At 69.0% G+C, this 17,571-nt stretch carries 14 protein-coding genes; 9 read left to right on the forward strand and 5 right to left on the reverse strand.

All coding sequences use genetic code 11. The features are described 5' to 3' along the window. The first annotated feature begins 301 nt into the window (after positions 1-301). The 5 genes from ACFVYE_RS03930 (at position 302) to ACFVYE_RS03950 (ending at position 3,361) form a co-directional block, all read left to right on the forward strand. Entirely contained in the window at positions 302-703 is a 402-nt protein-coding gene (locus ACFVYE_RS03930; RefSeq protein WP_383973905.1) for a rodlin, read from the forward strand. Positions 704-997: 294 nt separating this feature from the next. After that, on the forward strand, positions 998-1,231 hold the full coding sequence (locus tag ACFVYE_RS03935) for a chaplin (protein ID WP_383973902.1): 234 nt from the start codon (positions 998-1,000) through the stop codon (positions 1,229-1,231). A gap of 244 nt (positions 1,232-1,475) precedes the next feature. Beyond that, positions 1,476-1,766, forward strand: coding sequence for a hypothetical protein (locus tag ACFVYE_RS03940; protein ID WP_389603930.1), 291 nt, complete (start codon positions 1,476-1,478; stop codon positions 1,764-1,766). Positions 1,767-1,954: 188 nt separating this feature from the next. Next, entirely contained in the window at positions 1,955-2,365 is a 411-nt protein-coding gene (locus ACFVYE_RS03945) for a rodlin (protein WP_383973898.1), read from the forward strand. A 585-nt stretch (positions 2,366-2,950) separates the two neighbouring features. Continuing rightward, positions 2,951-3,361 (forward strand): rodlin, encoded by a 411-nt coding sequence (locus ACFVYE_RS03950; protein WP_383973897.1) that lies wholly within the window; start codon positions 2,951-2,953, stop codon positions 3,359-3,361. 159 nt (positions 3,362-3,520) lie between these two features. Here the strand turns inward: ACFVYE_RS03950 and ACFVYE_RS03955 are convergent, their stop codons facing one another. Continuing rightward, the gene (locus tag ACFVYE_RS03955) at positions 3,521-4,021 is read right to left on the reverse strand and encodes a DUF5949 family protein (RefSeq protein ID WP_383973895.1); all 501 of its coding nucleotides are present in this window, start codon (positions 4,019-4,021) and stop codon (positions 3,521-3,523) included. A 375-nt stretch (positions 4,022-4,396) separates the two neighbouring features. Here ACFVYE_RS03955 and rsgA point away from each other — a divergent pair, with 375 nt between their 5' ends. Continuing rightward, positions 4,397-5,572, forward strand: a complete 1,176-nt coding sequence (rsgA, locus tag ACFVYE_RS03960) for a ribosome small subunit-dependent GTPase A (RefSeq protein ID WP_383973893.1) — start codon at positions 4,397-4,399, stop codon at positions 5,570-5,572. 70 nt (positions 5,573-5,642) lie between these two features. After that, positions 5,643-7,067: a DNA-3-methyladenine glycosylase 2 family protein gene (locus ACFVYE_RS03965; protein WP_383973909.1), complete on the forward strand. Its 1,425-nt coding sequence runs from the start codon at positions 5,643-5,645 to the stop codon at positions 7,065-7,067. Between the two features lie 188 nt (positions 7,068-7,255). Here ACFVYE_RS03965 and ACFVYE_RS03970 read toward each other — a convergent pair whose 3' ends face one another. Beyond that, on the reverse strand, positions 7,256-7,846 hold the full coding sequence (locus ACFVYE_RS03970) for an isochorismatase family protein (protein ID WP_383973891.1): 591 nt from the start codon (positions 7,844-7,846) through the stop codon (positions 7,256-7,258). A gap of 146 nt (positions 7,847-7,992) precedes the next feature. Here ACFVYE_RS03970 and ACFVYE_RS03975 point away from each other — a divergent pair, with 146 nt between their 5' ends. Next, entirely contained in the window at positions 7,993-9,006 is a 1,014-nt protein-coding gene (locus tag ACFVYE_RS03975) for a GlxA family transcriptional regulator (RefSeq protein ID WP_389603933.1), read from the forward strand. A 331-nt stretch (positions 9,007-9,337) separates the two neighbouring features. Here the strand turns inward: ACFVYE_RS03975 and ACFVYE_RS03980 are convergent, their stop codons facing one another. From ACFVYE_RS03980 to ACFVYE_RS03990, 3 genes are all read right to left on the reverse strand, one after another. Beyond that, positions 9,338-11,722, reverse strand: a complete 2,385-nt coding sequence (locus ACFVYE_RS03980) for a glycoside hydrolase family 95-like protein (protein WP_389603935.1) — start codon at positions 11,720-11,722, stop codon at positions 9,338-9,340. 168 nt (positions 11,723-11,890) lie between these two features. Further along, a complete protein-coding gene (locus tag ACFVYE_RS03985) occupies positions 11,891-12,373 on the reverse strand; it encodes a DUF456 domain-containing protein (RefSeq protein WP_383973885.1) in 483 nt (160 codons plus the stop codon). Positions 12,374-12,503: 130 nt separating this feature from the next. Further along, entirely contained in the window at positions 12,504-13,493 is a 990-nt protein-coding gene (locus ACFVYE_RS03990; protein WP_389603937.1) for a helix-turn-helix domain-containing protein, read from the reverse strand. A 210-nt stretch (positions 13,494-13,703) separates the two neighbouring features. On the opposite strand from ACFVYE_RS03990, the gene ACFVYE_RS03995 reads away from it, so the two are divergent. Then, complete coding sequence (locus ACFVYE_RS03995; protein ID WP_389603939.1) at positions 13,704-17,468, forward strand: S8 family serine peptidase; 3,765 nt, start codon at positions 13,704-13,706, stop codon at positions 17,466-17,468. The last annotated feature ends 103 nt before the right edge of the window (positions 17,469-17,571 follow it).

Genomic DNA, 17,571 nt, shown 5'->3' on the forward strand with positions numbered 1-17,571 from the left:
GGAGGAATTGTTGAGGAAACTTGAAAGTTCGTGGGAATTTCGTGACCGCTCGAACGGATTACTTATGCGCGCTCACGCTGACGTTGATCGTCGCGTGCAGGTGCTCAAGTCTGCATGGACCCCGGGCCGTTGATTCCTCGGGGAAGACTGGAGCCACTGAATACTCCTTCGGCCCCGTGGTGTTTCTTCGTACTGCTGTCCGTGCACCTTGGCAATCGGGTGAATGGAGAGAACCAAACGCCCGGTCACGAGTTGGGCAGGGGGCTCCAGTACGGGGCATTCGGTACAAGAAGGGTTAATCGTGATCAAGAAGGTTCTGGCTACGGGTGCCGTTGCCGCCTCCATCCTCGGTCTGGGCGCGACGCAGGCCATGGCGATCGGCGACGACAGCGGTACGACCTCGGTCAACGGCAGCGGAGCCTCGCAGTCGTTCGGCAACTCCGAGACCCGTGGTGACGGCAGCCCGCAGTTCGGCCTGGTCCAGGGCAGCCTGAACAAGCCGTGCATCGGCCTGCCGGCCAAGGCCAACGTCGGCTCGCTCGCGGGCCTGGTCCCGGTCGCGGTCCAGGACGTCAACGTGCTGTCCTCGCCGCAGAACCAGCAGTGCACGGAGAACTCCACCCAGGCCAAGGGCGACGAGGCGCTGTCGCACATCCTGGACAACATCCCGGTGCTCTCCGGGAATGGTACCGGCAACAGCTGATCCAGCCGAAATGGCAGGCCCGGGCCGTCGGCATTCCTCCTCCGTGCGGCTCGGGCCCGCTGACGCCTTTCCCGGTACCGGTACATCGGATTGTCCGATGATCGCGCCCGTAACATCGAGTGAACGATACTGCGTCATTCGGGCGGTTTTTCGGGAATCTTCTTCTCAAAGAGTTTCGCCTACGGTCTTACATCGTTACGAATTGCAGCGGCGGAGTTACGAGTGATCAGGACCGCGCTCGTGCGGCACGAAAGACGTGGCCGCTCCGGACTCCGTCAAAGAAAGGGAAAAAAAGTGAAGTACACCAAGGTTGCCGCCATCGCCGCCGGAACCCTGATGGCGATGGGTGCTGCCGCCCCCGCCTTCGCCGACGCAGGTGCCGAGGGCGGCGCCGCCAACTCTCCGGGCGTGGTGTCCGGCAACGTCATCCAGGTTCCGGTCCACGTTCCGGTCAACCTCTGTGGCAACACCGTGAACGTGATCGCGCTGCTCAACCCCGCCTTCGGCAACTCCTGCGCCAACAGCTGATCTCCGGTCGGCCCAGCCGAACGCCATGACCGGAAGGCCCCGGCACGCATCCGATGCGTGCCGGGGCCTTTCCCGTTTCCGTTGGTCGGTCGAGTGGTCCCGGAGAAAAGGTGACTCTGTCCAGTTGCCGTGTCGCAACCACATCGTTACCCAGGGTGAAAGCGGCAGAAGTCACAGCTAAAGAAGGCTTGTGCGGCGCGGATATGCGACCGGAACAGATGCCGCTGCAGAAGGGAACCTGAAAGTGAAGTACGCGAAGACCGCTGCGTTCGTTGCCGGTTCCGTGGTTGCTCTCGGAACGGCTGCTCCCGCCTTCGCCGTTACCACCGCCACGGCCCCCAACTTCAGCCTCGACGGCGGCGTCAACCAGGTCGTGGAAAGCGCCCCGCAGGCTGTCGACCCGATCGTCGACACGGCCGGCGGCGCCGCCGGTTCGGTGCAGAAGAACGGCACCGTCACCAAGCTGGCAGGCCAGGCCACCGGTGCGGCCAAGGGCGCGGCCCCGCTGATGGGCGGCCTGCCGCTCGGCGGCTGATCCGTCGCGCCACGGCAGTTCCCCGCTCATCGGCAGCATTTCGCATTCCTCCAGGTGCTGTGCATTCGGCAAACAACCGGACTGCAGAAGCATCGTCCGAGTGAATCGGCACAACCGTCCCCGCCGTCCTGGGTTGACCAGAGCGCTCCGGACAGGCGGGCAACAGAAGACCCCAGAAGGGCTTTTTCATGATCAAGAAGTTTATGGCCTCGGCAGCCGTCGCTGCTTCGATCGTCGGCGTCTCCGCCGCGATCGCTCCGCAGGCCATGGCCGTCGGCAACGACGGTGGTACGACGTCGTCCAACGGCAACGACACTGTCCAGTCGTACGGCAACTCCGCCACCCACGGTGACTGGAGCCCGCAGTTCGCGCTCATCCAGGGCTCGCTCAACAAGCCTTGCGTCGCCCTGCCGGCCAAGGCCAACGTCGGTTCGGTCCTCGGCGCCGTTCCGGTCTCGGTCCAGGAGATCAACGTCCTGGCCTCGCCGCAGAACCAGCAGTGCACGGAGAATTCCACCCAGGCCAAGGGTGATGAGGCTCTGTCGCACATCCTGAGCGGTATTCCGGTCCTGTCCGGCAACGGCACCGGCAACAACTAGAACCGTGAGGCTCCGGTCGCTCGTCGCTGATTCCTCGAACTCGTGGAGGACAGCGCCACGGGCGGCTTCGAGTGCGCCTGCCCGCAGTGTGTGAAACACCCGTGGGGCCGGCGCATCCACGTGGCGGCTGTTCTTCGGCGGCCCGGATGCGGCGGCCCCATGTCGTGCGTCCGGGGCGCCGCCGACCCCTCGAAGGGGCGGGCGCACTGGGCCGGTTGCCGTAGTGACGGCAGACGTCACCCGTCGCACCGGGTAGGGGCTGTTCATGGACCAGTACGACAGCCAACGCCCCAGCGGCCGGCAGCGGCACGCGCAGGACGTCACACCCATCTACGATCGGCTGCTCGCCGAATGGCAGGCGGCCCGCGGCGGCCCGGAGCCGGCGCCGTCCGCGCAGCCCCATCGACCTTGTGGGGGAAGTCGCGTTCCGGCGGCCCGTATCTCCGAAGAAGACGTCGACGGGTGAAGGCGCGGCTTCGAACTCGCACCGGATCGAACCCAATTGAGTGGTGCTGCGGAACCGGCGCTTCCGTAGCAGGTTGATCAATGCGTTCCACAACGGGACGCTCCGAAAGGTGAAGCGTGATGAAGAAGATGATGGCCGGCGCGGCAGTGGCCGTGTCCTTGGTCGGTCTGTCTGCCGCCGCGGCCCCCGCGGCCATGGCGATCGGTGATGACCAAGGGACCACGTCGGTCAACGGCAACGAAACCGTGAGCGAGTTCGGCAACAGCGTGACGCAGGGTGACGGCAGCCCGCAGTTCCAGCTCGTCCAGGGCACGCTGAACAAGGCCTGCGTCGGCCTGCCGCTCAAGGCCAACGCCGGTTCGCTCGTCGGTGTGCCGGTGCCGGTCGCGGTTCAGGACGCCAACGTGCTGTCCTCGCCGCAGAACCAGCAGTGCGCCGAAAACTCCACCCAGGCCAAGGGCGACGAGGCGCTGTCGCACCTCGTGGACGACATCCCGGTGCTCGCGGGCAATGGGGTCGGCAACAGCTGAGACCCCTGAAGTGCGGGCGACTCGGGGATCCGCCCGGCAATCGCCCGCACTTCGGCGTACGGCACCACCGGGCAGTATCCGGGGCACAGCCCCAGGGCTCCACACATGATGACGCCCACCGTTCCACGGGGGCGGTGGGCGTCTGGCATACGGGGCGGCTCAGCCCAGGCTGCGTACCGGAAGGACGCAGTGCGCGGAGGTCATGACGACCTCTTCGTCGCCTGCGAACGATCGAAGCAGCTCCTCGCTGACCGGCCGGCCCGGCGTGCCCTGGGGCCACGGACGGGTGGCGAACATCGCGTGCACCTCGCCCCGCTCGTGGGCCGCCGCCAGCCACTCGGGCGGTGCGGGGTACTGCGCGGTGAAATGAGGAAGCGTCAGGACCGCCTGGCCGGCCTGGACGAGCAGCTTCACCGGGAGGCCCGGGGTCTCGGCGGCGTGGACCGGACCGGCGCCGACCGTCAGGCCACTGCGGTCCAGGGCCACGCGCATGGCGGCCTCACCGGCGGCCGGGCCGTCCGTCCCGTCGCCCAGTGAGTAGACGAGAAGGAAGGCGACGTCGTCGCCGCCATCGGGGTGTTCGCCGCTCCACCCGATCAGCGTGATCGTGCCCAACTGGGCTTGGGTGAACGTGCCGGTGGCGGCCTGGGGTGAGGTCATGCTCGGCACCATAACGGCCCGAGAACGGTCGTTGTGCATGTGTATCACCTGATCGAGGGAGATCCACTGATATCTCCGATGAATGCGGTGGTGAAGCGCCCCGGGGCGGGGCTTCCGGATCCCGTGGATCAAATGTGTTGACGTCACCCGACGGTCGCGGGCTATCGTGTGCAGCGTTCCGGACGGCGGACAAGAACCGCCGGTGTCGGCCCCGTGCTCGAACCAGGAGGTGAGGACATTGATGACTGTCGCTGCGGTGGGCGTTGCCCACAACCACAAGATCATCGTTCCCACCCCCGTGGTCGCCGGCTGACCTTTCCGTAACTCCCCGCGTCTGTGTGCGCGTTGCCGGGGCCACCCTTCGAAGGGTTTCCCTTGTCTTTCCCGTCTTCTTCGTCCTTCGCTTCTTCTCTTCAGGGCTCGTCCGCGTCGCATCCGCTGTCCCCATACGGCTGGGACGACGGCTGGGCCGCCGAGTTCGCTCCGTACGCCGGACAGGGTCTGCTGCCCGGACGCGTGGTGCGGGTGGACCGCGGGCAGTGCGATGTCGTCACCCCGCACGGGACGCTCCGGGCCGACACCGCCTTCGTCGTCCCGCGTGATCCGATGCGGATCGTCTGCACGGGCGACTGGGTCGCCGTCGACCCCGACGGCGACCCGCAGTTCGTACGGACGCTGCTGCCGCGGCGTACGGCTTTCGTCCGCTCGACGTCGTCGCAGCGCTCCGAGGGGCAGGTGCTGGCCACCAACGTCGACCACATCGCCATCTGCGTCTCGCTCGCAGTGGAGCTCGACCTGGGGCGGGTGGAGCGCTTCCTCGCGCTGGCCATGTCCAGCTCCAGTGGCGACGCGCTGCTGCGCGACGGGGCGTCCGCCGCGGACGGCGCCGCCCAGCCGATCGTGGTGCTGACCAAGGCCGATCTGGTGCCGGACACGACCACGCTGTCGTACCTCGTCCAGGACATCGAGGCCATCGCGCCCGGTGTACAGGTGCTGCCCGTCAGCTCCGCCACCGGGGAAGGGATCGACGTCTTCGGCGCCATCGTCGCGGGCGGCACGAGTGTGCTGCTCGGAGTGTCCGGTGCGGGCAAGTCGACCCTTGCCAACACACTGCTCGGCGACGACGTGATGGACGTACAGGCCGCCCGTGACGTCGACGGCAAGGGCCGGCACACCACCACGACGCGCAATCTGCTGGTCCTGCCCTCCGGGGGCGTACTGATCGACACCCCCGGACTGCGCGGGGTCGGGCTCTGGGACGCGGAGGCCGGCGTCGGCCAGGTCTTCTCCGAGATCGAGGAGCTGGCCGAGCAGTGCCGGTTCCACGACTGCGCCCATGAGTCGGAGCCCGGCTGTGCGGTACTCGCCGCGATCGAGGACGGTTCGCTGTCCGAGCGGCGCCTCGACAGCTTCCGCAAGCTGCTGCGCGAGAACCAGCGCATCGTCGCCAAGACCGATGCCCGGGTACGGTCCGAAATGCTGCGTGAATGGAAGCGCAGAGGGGCCGAGGGCCGGGCGGGCATGGACGCGAAGCGGGGCCGGCTGCGGTAGGCCGCACCCCTGGTCGGCGTCCGAATACCGCCAGTGCGGTACCCGGAGGTGCCGCACACTGGACGGTGTGATGGACGAACAGACCAGGTACGAGGCGGTGAGCAGCCGTGACGCCCGTTTCGACGGGGAGTTCTTCTTCGCCGTCGAAACGACCGGCATCTACTGCCGGCCGAGCTGCCCCGCCGTCACCCCCAAGCGGAAGAACGTCCGCTTCTACCCGACCGCGGCCGCCGCCCAGGGCAACGGCTTCCGGGCGTGCCGACGCTGCCGCCCGGACGCCGTGCCCGGCTCCGCCGACTGGAATGTCCGGGCCGATGTCGTCGGCCGAGCCATGCGGATGATCGGCGACGGCGTCGTCGACCGGGAGGGCGTGCCCGGTCTCGCTCACCGGCTCGGCTACAGCTCACGGCAGGTGCAGCGGCAGCTCAACGCGGAACTGGGCGCCGGACCCGTCGCGCTCGCCCGCGCCCAGCGGGCCCACACCGCGCGGGTGCTGCTCCAGACGACCGGGCTGCCCGTGACCGAGATCGCCTTCGCGTCCGGCTTCGCCAGCGTGCGGCAGTTCAATGACACGATCCGACAGATCTACGCCCGTACGCCGAGCGCACTGCGCGCCGAGGCCGGGACGGGGCTGGGAGCGGCGGTACGGGAGGCGCGCACCACCGGGATCCCGCTGCGGCTCGCCCACCGGGGGCCGTACGCGGCCCGCGAGGTCTTCGATCTCCTGGCGGGCGAGACGGTTGCCCGGATCGAGGAGATCAGCGGGGATCTCGGCGCGCGTACCTACCGGCGTACCCTGCGGCTCCCGTACGGCACGGGCATCGTGGCCGTCGACGAGCGGTCCGCCGGGTCCTGGCTGGACGCCCGGATCCACCTCACGGACCTGCGGGATCTGACGACGGCCGTGCAGCGGCTGCGGCGCCTCTTCGACCTGGACGCCGATCCGTACGCCGTCGACGAGCGGCTCGGCACCGATCCGCGACTCGCACCGAGTGTCGCCGCCCGCCCGGGGCTGCGCTCGCCGGGTGCCGCGGATCCGGAGGAGTTCGCCGTACGGACGCTGGTGGGCAGGGCCGGAGCCGAGTCGCTCGTCGAGAGGTACGGGAAGGTCCTCGACGTCCCCTGCGGCGGGCTCACGCATGCGTTTCCCGAGCCGGGGGTGCTGGCCGGTGCGGTGGACGACCCGGCGCTGCGGGCTCTGGCGACCGCGCTCGCCGACGGGGACGTACGGCTCGACGCCGGGGCCGACCGCGACGAGGCCGAGCAGGCGCTGCTGCGGCTGCCGGGGATCGGTCCGGCAGCCGCGGCGCTCATCAGGATGCGTGCGCTCGGCGACCCCGATGTGGATCCGGACGGGAGGCCCGAGGCGGAGCGGTGGCGGCCCTGGCGTTCGTACGCCGTACGGCACCTGAGCCTGTCAGGGGCTGTCCTTCTCAATGGTTGCGGCGTTGCGTCCGGCGTGGTCGCGCAGCATGCGCAGGACGGTGGCGGGTGAGGGGTGCCGACCCTTCTCGGTGTCCTTGGTGATGGGTCGGGTCCGCGGCCATGTCGCGCAGGCTCATGTGCTGGTCGCGCAGATGGAGGGTCATGGGGGGCATGGCGCCGTCGGTGACGGCGTTCCGATGGCCGTGGCCGCGAGAACAGTGGCAGTGCCCGGCGCGACGACGGAACCCAGCAGCTTCATCAGACGATCTCCTGCTGAGACGGAACGACGACCCCGTACAGGTCGGCGACGGTGGCGAGGGCGCTGTAGTGCACCTGGCAGGCATCCAGCTCGGCGCCCGCGACCGCCAGCGAACGCGTGGCACTGGCATCGGCCACGACAGTGGGCCGGTTGCCTCGCAGGAAGGCACCCTGAGCGGTGAACGCCACGCACATGTGCGTCATGAACCCGGCGATCACGAGGTTGCTCCGGCCCGCGGCGTCGACGTGCTGGTCCAGGTCGGTACCGATGAAGGCGTTGGGGGTCTGCTTGACGACGACGGGCTCGCCCTCGATCGGCGCGACACCCGGGTGGATCCGGCCGATCTCGGCCCGGATGTCGTAGGGGGTGCCTTCGCCGCCGTCGTTGATGACATGGATGACCTTCGTGCCCGCCCGGCGGGCCCGTGCCAGGAGCTGGGCGGCGGCGTCGAGCGCGGACTGCCAGCCGTCCAACTCCATCACGCCGGTTGTGTAGGTGTTCTGGTAATCGATGAGGATCAGGGTCGAATCGGCGAGCTTCGCGGGCGTGTCGTCGAGGCCGTTGAGCTGACGCAACGTCGTTCTGGGCATGGGGTACCGCCTGAGGTTCTCGCGTCGGGAAGGCAGCCCACCGGCTCGGTGAGCTGCACTCAGGACGCTATGACCCACCCCGGCGTGTCGGCAATGTCATCTAACATGCAGATACCGACATCGCTTTGCCGGCCGTGGGGAGCCTCTTGAGCACCGTCGAACGACTGATCGTCATCGTCCTCTTCGAAGGCGTCGACCTGCTCGACGTCACTGGACCACCAGAGGTGTTCTTCCTCGCACGACGTGAGACGGACGAAGCGGCGGGCTATGACGTGGTCCTGGCCGCCGAGACCATGGACCCCGTCACCACCGCCGCCGGAGTCCGCGTCCTCCCCGACATCACCTTCGAAGATCTGTCCACGAGGAGCATTGACACCCTCCTCGTGCCCGGAGCGGTCGAGATGGACAGCCATCGCCGGGTGCACCCGCTTGCCGCCCCCTCCGTGGTGCGCCGAGTGAAACAACTCGCCGGCCGGACTCGAAGGGTCGCATCCGTCTGCGTCGGAGCACACATCCTCGCCGCGGCCGGACTTCTCGACGGCAAGCGAGCCACCACCCACTGGTCGACCGCGCAGCAGCTCGCCGCCGACCATCCGGAGGTCGAGGTCGACGCCGACCCGATCTTCATCCGCGAAGGCGATGTGTGGACCGGCGCAGGGATCAGCGCCTGCCTCGACCTGTCCCTCGCCCTCATCGCCGATGATCTCGGCGAGGCAATCGCACTGCGTGTCGCCCGACAGCTCGTGATGTACCTGAAACGGCCAAGCGGACAGAGCCAGTTCAGCGTTCCCCTGGAACAGGTCTCCACGACACGGCGCATCGAAGATCTCCGCCACTACATCATGCGCAACATCGGCGAACCGCTCACCGTCGCAGACCTCGCCGAATGCGCCCACGTCAGCGACCGTCAGCTCACCCGGATCTTCAAGAATGAGCTCGGCACGACCCCGCATGCCTACATCGAATCGGCCCGGGTCGAGATGGCACGCAACCAGCTCGAATCCACCGATGCCACCCTCGAACGTGTCGCTTCCACGTGCGGGTTCGGCACCGTCGACACCCTGGTCAGGGCATTCAGGCGGAGACTCGACACAACACCGACCGAGTACCGGCGCAGGTTTCGGACCATCCCCGACCAGGCTTGTTCTTGGACCCCCTGACCGCGACGTCGGGGTCGCGAACGACCCGTCAGGCATTCGAGATCGTCTCCTCCGTCGTGCAGCGCCGGGACGCCGACGTTCTGACCGGCACCCCCGAGGCTCGCGTCCGCTCCCTGAGCAACCGCGTCGCACATCACGGCCTCTGATCAACGGCATGCCACTGCAAGGCCGGCCGTTCGGGCCGACGGTGGCCGGCCGCCCCAGCCGTCGGGTGCTGAGGTACGCGTGCTCGGCCTCGCTGAATCCGGTCAGCGAGTCGGCCTCACACGCGTACCCGTCACTTGCATCGTCCGACGTACCGGACACCGGTCCCATCACTTCGGGCCGGGGCTCAGGCAGGCAGGCCCCAGCGTGGCGCGGGCTCGTTCGCCGTGACCGGGCGGACGGTCAGGTCCGGGCGGTCGCCCTTCGCCGTGATCAGCGCCGAGTCGCCCTTGCGCAGGCGGATGCGTATCGCACCGTCGGCCAACTCCTCGTGACTCAGCGGGCGTCCGTGCCGGTCGCGGATCTCGATGGCACCCTCGATGCCATGGCGTACGACGCAGGGCGCGCCCGCCTCGCTGGTCACCCGCACCCAGCGGGTCCGTCCCTCTTCGCGTACCGCACTGAGCAGGAACGCCCCCTGCGTACGGAAGTCATGGACGGTCATCTCCCGCCAGGCGGCGGGCAGCGCAGGGAAGACCCTGATCGTGCCGCCCCACGACTGGCACACCATGTCGTGCAGCGACTGGGCCGCCGAGAGCGGGGTCTCGATGACCGGGCCCGACTCCTTGTACATGGTGTTCGCCTGGATGAAGCGGCTCATCAGCTGGCCGAGATACTTCAGCGCGTCCTCGCCCTTGCCGAGCAGCGCGGACATCGACGCGGCGCCGGTGAAGGTGTAGCCCTGCAGAGCGCCTTCGAAGCCCACCCAGTGGGCGAGGGACTTCTCGATCAGGGCGCGCTCATCGGGCGTAGCCCCTGTCAGCTCGTACAGCGGGTAGACCGCGAGCATGTGCGAGTAGTGGCGGTGCGACTTCGCGAACGGCACCCCGGCGCCGATCATGAAGCCGTTGGCGTCGACCGGGTACGGCGCGAGCCTGGCCAGAACCTCCTGCCAGCGGGCGGTCAGCGGGTCGTTGTTGCCGAGCTGCTCCGCCGAGTCCAGCAGGGTGCGGCAGCCCCAGCGCAGCAGCATCAGGTCGTAGTTGCAGTCTGGGGCGTTGACGCCGTACTCGGGGGAGAACGTCGCCGGGAGATGCAGCTTGCCGTCCGCGCCGGGCGTCAGGAAGTGCAGGTAGTAGTTGACGGCCTTGCGCAGCAGCGGGAAGAGCGTGTCGCGCAGGATCGACTCGTCCATGGTGTGGCGGTAGGAGAGCCATACGTTGTGCAGCGCCCAGGTCAGATTGCCGACCTCGGGGGTGGGCGGGTCCTGGCCGGGGATGCCGACCCCGTAGCCGCCGTCGGTGACCGATGCGCCGTTGACCAGTTGGGGGTCGGTGGTACGGGGCATGCCGGCGGAATCCGCCCGGTAGGGGGCCGCGACCTCGCGGGAGAGCTGGTCCCTGAATTCACTCAGGGCGCGGGTGACGGCGTCCAGTTCCAGGTGATTGGAGCCGTGGATCAGCCAGTACTCCAGCTGGACGTTGAGGTTCCACCAGGTGTTCGGCCACGGAGTGGGCTCCAGCCAGGGGCCGGAGGTGGCCATCACGGGCGCGTCCCTGCGGGCCGCCGAAGCCGTCTTGTACAGCTGGATCCAGTAGAAGCGCTGCAGCCGGGCGTCGGGCAGGGACAGGAAGCTCTTCCGGTAGAACCGGTCCCACCAGGTGCGATGAGGCGCGGCGAGCAGACCGTACGGCAGCGCGGAAGCGGTCTTGACGGCACGCAGCGCACGGTCACGGGCCGTCGTCCCCGGGTGGGAGTGCGTGACGGTGGCGTACAGGGTGCGGCTCGTTCCCCTGCTGCGCTCCTGCCAGGCGGTGACGTGCTGACCGCCCGCCAGCAGCGGCTGGACGGCGGCGGTGATCCCGCCGTGCTCTTCGGTCACCGCGGGCGGGTTGCCGGTGTAGCCGTCCGGGAGGGGCTTGAAAGCGGCACGCGGGCTGATCGCGTCGGCCGGGTGAAAGACCCAGCGGAAGTCCTGCTCGCCCGCGCTCGGGGTGACCTCCACGGCGAGCAGATCGCTGGAGGAGTGGACGAAGGCGCGGAGCTTCAGGGTGCCCGCGGTCGTGGTGACGGTGCCTTCGAGTTCCGCGGTGCGCAGCCGCATCCACCACTCGATGCCCGTGATGGTGCCGGCCGGTTCCAGAGTGAAGTGGCCGATCGGGAGGCGGGCGAGGCCGAAGAGGGAGCCGAACTCGGGGCGGTGGTCCTGGACCTCGGAGTGCTGGACGTTGAATCGGACGGCCGTGGTGGTGGCACCGGGCTCGGCGTAGATGCCGGAGCCGAGGCGGCCGTTGCCCAGATACGGGCCCTCGTACCAGGTCTTCGGCAGCTTCTGCCAGAGCAGGTCGGCGTCGTCCAGGACCGTGCGCCAGCTGTCGTCGGGGGAGTGCACGGTGACAGGGGCCCAGGCGGCGGGTCCAGGGGCGGCCGGGGCGGCTGCCTGGGCGGGGACGGACGCACCGCCCACCACGAGTGCGCCGCCGATCGCGGTGCCGGTGGCGAGAACACTTCTTCGGGAAGGGGACGGGGCTTCGTTCCGGGACGGGCGGGAAGGGTCCGGTTCTGTGGGCAAGGCGTCTCCTGGCGACTCGTACGCAGGCACATCAATTCATCCGAGCTATTCCTTCAGGGAAAGTAGGCACGGGGCATCCTTGCGTCAATAGAGCGAGAGAGATCGGATGTGTTTCTCTCTATCTGGACAGCATCCACCCAGATGGTCAGGAAGGAGGGGGTGCGGAGGTCAGACCCAGATCACCGCGCTCAGCCAGGCCCCCGTCACCAGCAGACATGCGTAGAGCTCGACGAGAACGGAATAGCCCGTCGCCCGCATCACCGAGCGAACCGATGCCCACCCCGCCCCGTGGCTGCCGAGCCGCAGCCGCTCCGCCCCGTAGACCGCCCCCACATAACCGACGATCCCGCCCACCACCGGCACCACGAAGAAACCCACGATCGCGCCGGCCCCGCCCAGCATCAGAGTCTTGCGCGGCGCACCGGACTCACGGGGGCGGCGCGGCGGCAGCAACGGCTTCAGCGCCTGGTTCAGCAGAAGCAGCGCGGTGGCACCCATGAGTACCGCCCAGGCGGCCGGAGTCGTGTCGGTCAACGCCCACCACAGCACGGCGGCCCAGACGATCGCCTGCCCCGGCGCCCCCGGCACCAGCACGCCGACCAGGCCGAGAAGCATCACCAGGCCGACGGCGACGAGCTGCCACACTCCCATCTGACCAGCCTGCCGGAGTCCGGCCGGTCCCGCCCGTCAGCGTGGCTCGGGGAGGGGGACGTCGGTGCAGCTCAGAGCCGTGACGAAGCGACGGGGACACCGGGACCGGGGTATCCGGCGGGCGCCGCGTTCAGGTCCGTGGCGTCCGGGCCACCCAGCCCCGCTCGTACGCGTGCCAGCCCAGCTGCAGCCGGGTCGACACCCCGGTCAGCTCCATCAGACCCTTCACCCGTCGCTGTACGGTCCGCAGCCCCAGCTCCAGTTGCTTCGCCACGCTCGCATCCGTCAGCCCGGCCAGCAGCAGCGAAAGAATCTCCAGGTCCGTCGCATCGGGCCCGGTGGACTCCTCCTCCAGCCGGTCGCTCTCGCCGAGCCTGAGCGGCATGGCATCGCGCCACACCGCCTCGAAGAGCCCCATCAGCGACTCCAGCAGCCCGGAGGCATGAACCACCAGTGCCGCAGGCTCGGCGCCCCGTCCGGTCAGCGGCACCATCGCCAGGGCCGTGTCGGCGATGACCAGCTTGGTGGGCACCCGGTCGACGACGCGGCACTGCTCGTCACGGCTCAGCGCGGCCGACAGTTCCGTGATCCCGGACGGCAGCGCCAGCACCTCGCGCTCGACCACCACCCGGAACGACACCCCGCGCGTGGCGGCCTGCTCCTCGGACTCGTTCTCCATCCCGGTGACCGCGATCGGCTTTCCGGTGACCAGGGCGCACACCTCACTCGTCGCGCCCAGCTGCAACTGGTGGAAACGGTGCGCCACCGCGCTCGCGCCCGTGACCACCTCGACCAGATCGTGCACGGCCGAATCGGTGGCCTCCGCCCGGTACTCCTCGGCGAGCAGCGCCGCCGCCAGCTCCGCCTGCTCCAGCTCATGGCGCTGCTGGGTCAGCAGCGCACCCAGCGCCACCCCCGGCGGCGCGGCCACCCAACGGCCCGTACGGGCCCACGACTGGGCGGCCAGCCCATGCTGCTCCAGCCGGCGCAACGCCCGTTCGGTGTCCGACTCGGGAAGTGCCAGCCGGTGCGCGAGATCGGAGACCTCCGCGGCTCCCACCGCCACGAGCGCGCGGTACGCCGACTCCTGTATCTCGTCGAGACCTATGGCTCCCAGCATCCTCGGACCCCTCCCGGACGCATTGATTCCGCACGATGTCGCTGTCTTCGGGCGCCCGGTCGTGGCGGAAAGCGGCCACGGCGTAAACCCGCCGTGTACATCATCCCTTTATCGCCCGTCGCTCTGCCAATGTGGCGCCACCGCAGTACCGACAACCTCCGGAATGCCGCGGTTTGTTCAGAGACATTCCGGTTTCACTTGGGGAGAGCGATGCGTCCGATATCGCGTACGGCACTGGGAGCGGCCACCGCCGCCGTCCTGGCCGTCACCGCGATCGCACCGTCCGCGGCAGCGCCGCAGGACGACACGACCGCGAAGAGACCACTGACCGGCAGTGCGGCCACCGGCGCCAAGGAAGGCAAGCCGGTCACCGTCACCCTGGTCACCGGCGACAAGGTCCTGGTGAGCACGGACAGTTCGGGGGACGCATCGGTCACCGCACTGCCGCGCGAGGACGGCACCGTCCCCCTCGTGCAGACCAGGCAGTCCGGCAAGGACCTCTACGTCTACCCCGACACCGCCGCCGACGCGCTGGCCGCGGGCACGGTCGACGAGGAACTCTTCAACGTCACCGGACTCATCCGCCAGGGCTACGACGACGCGAGCACCAAGTCGCTGCCGCTGATCGCGGTCTACGGCAAGGACACGGCCCGCTCCGCGCCCGCCACCCCGCGCGGCGCCAAGCGCGGACTCGAACTCGACGCGATCGACGGCGTCGCGCTCAAGGCGGACAAGGAGAAGGCCGCCGACTTCTGGTCGGACGTCACCAACACCCGTTCCCGTTCGGCCTCCGGTCTGAAGAAGCTCTGGCTCGACCGCAAGGTTCAGGCCACCCTCGACAAGTCGACCAAGCAGATCGGCGCCGACCTCGCCTGGGCCGCCGGATACGACGGCAAGGGCACCAAGGTCGCCGTGCTCGACACCGGTGTAGACGCCGAACACCCCGACCTCAAGGGCCGGATCGCCGCCTCGGAGAACTTCACCGACTCCGACACCACCGACGACCGGCAGGGCCACGGCACCCACACCATCTCCACCGTGGGCGGCTCCGGCGCGGCCAGTGACGGCAAGAAGAAGGGCGTCGCCCCCGGCGCCGACCTGCTCGCGGGCAAGGTACTCAACGACAGCGGCTCCGGCGCCGAGTCCTGGATCATCGCCGGTATGCAGTGGGCCGTCGACCAGAAGGCCGACGTCGTCTCCATGAGCCTCGGCAGCCCGACGCCGACCGACTGCACCGACCCGATGAGCGTCGCCGCCGAGGAACTCGCCCAGAGCAAGGACACCCTGTTCGTGATCGCGGCGGGCAACTCCGGCCCGACGCTGAACACGGTCTCCTCGCCGGGCTGCGCCCCCAGTGTGCTGACCGTCGGCGCCGTCGACCGCGACGACTCCACGGCCCAGTTCTCCAGCCGCGGACCCGTGATCGGCTCGCACACCCTCAAGCCCGAGATCTCCGCCCCCGGCGTCGGCATCTCGGCCGCAGCGGCCGGTGGCCGCGGGGTGTACGCGTACCGGACGATGTCCGGTACGTCGATGGCCACCCCGCATGTCGCGGGCGCGGCCGCCATCGTGAAGCAGCGCCACCCGGACTGGACCGCACAGCAGATCAAGGCCGCTCTCGTGTCCTCCGCGAAGAGCGACATCCCCGGCGACGTACGCGAGACCGGCGGCGGCCGCCTCGATGTCAAGGCCGCCATCGACACCGCCGTCGTCGGCGCCCCCGCCGTCCAGGGCGGCACCTTCAACTGGCCGCAGGACAAGAGCGACCGCACCACGGTCGACATCCCGTACACCAACTCCGGCACCAAGCCGGTGAAGCTGTCGCTTAAGGTCCAGGGCGTCACCGGCAACGACGGCTCCGACGTCCGCTCCTCGGTCGCGAAGCTCGACGCGAGCACCGTCACCGTTCCGGCCGGAGCCACCGTCGAGGTCCCCCTGCACATCGACCCGACCGCGAAGCTGAAAGCCGCCCAGTACGGCGATGTCACCGGACGCGTGCTCGCCACCGGGCCCGACGGCGTCAAGGTCTCCACCCCGTTCTCGATGTACGTCGGACCGGAGACCGTCACCCTGCGCGTCAAGCTCGTCGACCGCACCGGCAAGCCCGCCGCGGGCTCCTCCTCGCTGGACGTCATCGGCACCGACACCGCCAGTGGTGAGCGACGCTTCAACGACGGTGCCACCGACCAGGTCTACCAGGTGCGCCCCGGTGCGTACTTCGTCTCCAGCTTCATCACGTCGCCGGACCTGAAGGACGCCACCGGCCGGATGGTCGAGTCCGTCGGCTACCTGGCCAGGCCGCAGCTGAACGTCACCAAGGACACCACCCTGGTCCTGGACGCCCGCAAGGCCCACCGGATCCAGGTGAAGACGGAGGACCGCGCGTCCGAGAGCCGCTCCACGACGCTCTCCTTCGGCCGCAGCTGGGACGATGTCTGGCTGCACTCCGGTTCCATCACCGGCACCGCCACCGGCATGAACTATCTGGCAGACGTGCAGGGCAAGGCGAGCGACGGCGACTTCGAGTTCGCCAGCCTCTGGCGCGCGTACGCCCCGCAGATCGAGAAGCTGTCGGTCGTCGGCGGCGCCGCACTGCACCCGACGGTGGCGAGCAGCGGCTCCGTCAACCTCGACGGTACCGGGGAGGCCGCACTCGTCGACGCGGGCACCGGCACCTCCGACGAGCTGAAGACCGCCGGTGTCTCGGGCAAGATAGCCCTGGTCAAGGTCGCCGATGACGGGGCGATGGCCCCTCAGGCGCGGAACGCCAAGGCCGCGGGCGCAAAGGCGGTCATCGCGTACCGGCCGTCCGCGGGCCCCTGGAAGCCGTCCGTCGGCTACGGTTCGGCGCCGCTGCCCTCTCTCGGTATCGAGTCGAGCGAGGCCGACGCCCTGAAGGCAGCCCTGGCCGACGGCCCCGTGAAGCTGAGCTGGAAGGCCACCGCTGCCAGCCCGTTCGTCTACAACCTCGCGTTCCCCGAGGCCGGCCCCGTCACCTCGGACCGTACCTACAAGGTCCGTGACAGCAAGCTCGGCAAGTCCACCGCCACGTACGAGGCGATGGGCGTCGCGGCCGACTACATCGACACGATGATCATCAACCGCCCGTACGGCGGGAGTTACTCAGGTGGCTTCGACACCGTCGCCGTCCCCGGCAAGCGCACCGAGTACTACTCGGCGGGCGACACCGGCTGGGAGCGGTATCTCTCCTCCAGCTTCCCCTGGGGCGAGTACATGGTCGACCAGCCCCGTACGTACACGGCAGGCTCCGAGCGTACGGAGAACTGGTACCGGGGCATCCCGGTCCCGGCCGCGCCGCGTGACGCCGCGGGCAAGGTCCAGCTCGCCGCCGAGCGTCAGGACAACCTGATCGGCGTCGCCCCGGGCTTCTGGAGCGACACCGAGCACGCCGGTCTCCAGGGCTCCTTCGGAGACGTCGGCAACATGCGGCTGACCAGCGGTGGTGAAGTGCTCGGTGAGTCCGGCTGGCCGTCCGGGGTGTTCACCGTCCCGGCCGAGGACGCCGCGTACGAACTCACCATGACCACCGCCAAGTTCGGTCAGCCCGCCGCCGTGTGGAAGCGGTCCACCAGCACCGAGACCACCTGGAAGTTCCGCTCGAAGCGGGACGAGAACGTGTACTCGCAGGGGATCCCGCTGCTCTTCCCGGGCTACGACCTGGAGACCGACGGACTCAAGACCCTTCCGGCGAAGGACGGCCGGACGATCGGCCTGAGCGTCACCGGTCACGCGGGCTACACGCCCGGCAAGCTGGTCGCAGCCAAGGTCTCCTACTCGTACGACGGTGGCGAGACCTGGACCCAGGCCACCACCGCACAGCAGGGGGGCCACTGGACCGCGACCGTGAACCACGCGGGCGCGGCCGGCAAGCCGGTCACCCTGAAGACCGAACTGACGGACGCCAACGGCAACTCCGTCATCCAGACCGTGAACGACGCGTACGCCGTGCGTTGATCACGTCCTGACCGGTCCGCCGGGCGTCCTTCCCGTGGGGGGTGGGGCCGCCCGGCGGACCTTTTTTCATGGCCACTTTTTCCGGATGACCCGTTTTCGTAAG

This window comes from Streptomyces sp. NPDC058239, from assembly GCF_042882185.1.
Classification (GTDB): domain Bacteria; phylum Actinomycetota; class Actinomycetes; order Streptomycetales; family Streptomycetaceae; genus Streptomyces.